Origin of the sequence: Hippea jasoniae (assembly GCF_000744435.1) — a bacterium.
GTDB lineage: Bacteria > Campylobacterota_A > Desulfurellia > Desulfurellales > Hippeaceae > Hippea > Hippea jasoniae.
This window is the reverse complement of the sequence record NZ_JQLX01000007.1, coordinates 1-1,900: the sequence shown is the minus strand read 5'-3', so window position 1 is coordinate 1,900 and position 1,900 is coordinate 1. Positions and strand designations below refer to the sequence as shown.

Genomic DNA, 1,900 nt, shown 5'->3' with positions numbered 1-1,900 from the left:
TTGTACACACCGCCCGTCACACCATGGGAGTCGATTCCACCGGAAGACGGTGAGCTAACCGAGCCCTCACTTAAGTTTATGGACTTTAGATTTTATCTTAAGTATTACTCTTGCAAGAAATACCTCTTGGCAATTAAAGAGTCTGTAGACTGAAGTGAGGGCTCGGAGGCAGCCGTCCATGGTGGGGTCGGCGACTGGGGTGAAGTCGTAACAAGGTAGCCGTAGGAGAACCTGCGGCTGGATCACCTCCTTTCTAAGGTGTGTAAAACAGGGCTTATCTTCCATCCTGACTTATATTGTTTTGCAACAGGCAACAGAGCCAACAGATGGGCCTGTAGCTCAGCTGGTTAGAGCACTGTGCTGATAACGCAGGGGTCAGTGGTTCGAGCCCACTCAGGCCCACCAGTAATGGGGGCTTAGCTCAGCTGGGAGAGCGTCTGCCTTGCACGCAGAAGGTCAGCGGTTCGAGCCCGCTAGCCTCCACCAACCATCTGTTTGCCCTGCTGCCATTGCAGGTGATCTTTTAAAAAGCAATAGGAAAGAGAAAGAAAGAAGAAAAAAAAGGTATAAATACACAGGGGAAAAGCAAGTACCTAAGCATTAAAGAACATGGTATGAGCCTAAGCTACTAAGGGCGTAGAGTGGATGCCTTGGCGATGGCAGGCGATGAAGGACGTGGTAGGCTGCGATAAGCCTCGGGGAGCTGCCAAACAAGCTTTGATCCGGGGATTTCCGAATGGGGTAACCCGGCGGAGTAGACCTCCGTCACCGAGCCCTCACTTAAATGGTTTTGAGGGGTGTAGAATGTATTATGTTTATGTTTTAGCTACACTGGATGGCAGTAAAACCTACATAGGGTATACATCTGATCTAAAAAGAAGGCTAAATGAGCATAATACGGGTAGAAATACCTCAACCAGAGGATATCAATGGAAACTAATCTACTACGAAGCTTATCTTTCGAAAGAGGATGCTAAAGAACGTGAAAGGAAACTCAAACAAAGAGGCAGCAGTAAGCATTCTCTATTTAGAAGATTAACCAACTCCTTTGAACTGTTAAAGTGAGGGCTCGGAGCGAACCTGGCGAACTGAAACATCTCAGTAGCCAGAGGAAAAGAAATCAACCGAGATTCCGCTAGTAGCGGCGAGCGAACGCGGAACAGCCCAAACCCTATCCGTGTTAAAGGGCGCACCCGTTGCGGATAGGGGGTTGCGGGACAGCTGATAGCTTCTGTGCGCAGGAAGCAGAGCTGGTAATATTCTTAGCCGAAGTGGTTGGGATACCACGCCATAGAGGGTGAAAGCCCCGTAGGCGAAAAGAATATTACCAACTCCTCAGCTGATCCCAAGTAGGTCGGGGCACGTGGAATCCTGACCGAATCAGGGGGGACCACCCTCCAAGGCTAAATACTCGCCATCGACCGATAGTGCACAAGTACCGTGAGGGAAAGGTGAAAAGAACCCCGGTAGAGGGGAGTGAAATAGAACCTGAAACTCTACGCCTACAATCAGTCCGAGCCTGATACCGTCAGTTTACTGATGGTCGGGTGAGGGCATGCCTTTTGCATAATGAGCCGGCGAGTTACTGTAGGAGGCGAGGATAAGCAGTCTTAAGCTGCGTATCCGTAGCGAAAGCGAGTCCGAATAGGGCGTTGAGTCTCTTGCAGTAGACCCGAAACCAGGTGATCTATCCATGGCCAGGGTGAAGGTGGGATAAAACCCACTGGAGGCCCGAACCGGTGTAGGTTGAAAACTGCTCGGATGAGCTGTGGATAGGGGTGAAAGGCCAATCAAACCTGGAGATAGCTGGTTCTCCCCGAAATATATTGAGGTATAGCCTCCCGGTAAGGACGGCGGGGGTAGAGCACTGATTGGGCTAGGGGGCCCACCAGCCTACCAA

Annotated in this window: 2 tRNA genes and 2 rRNA genes; all 4 read left to right on the top strand. The window is 50.5% G+C overall.

What is annotated here, in order from left to right:
* A 16S ribosomal RNA gene (locus EK17_RS00775) occupies nt 1-253 on the top strand; the annotation flags it as partial.
* Between the two features lie 75 nt (nt 254-328).
* Nucleotides 329-405: transfer RNA gene (locus tag EK17_RS00770), tRNA-Ile, on the top strand.
* Between the two features lie 5 nt (nt 406-410).
* Nucleotides 411-486 (top strand) — tRNA-Ala (locus tag EK17_RS00765).
* A gap of 132 nt (nt 487-618) precedes the next feature.
* Nucleotides 619-1,900: ribosomal RNA gene (locus tag EK17_RS00760) — 23S ribosomal RNA — on the top strand; the annotation flags it as partial.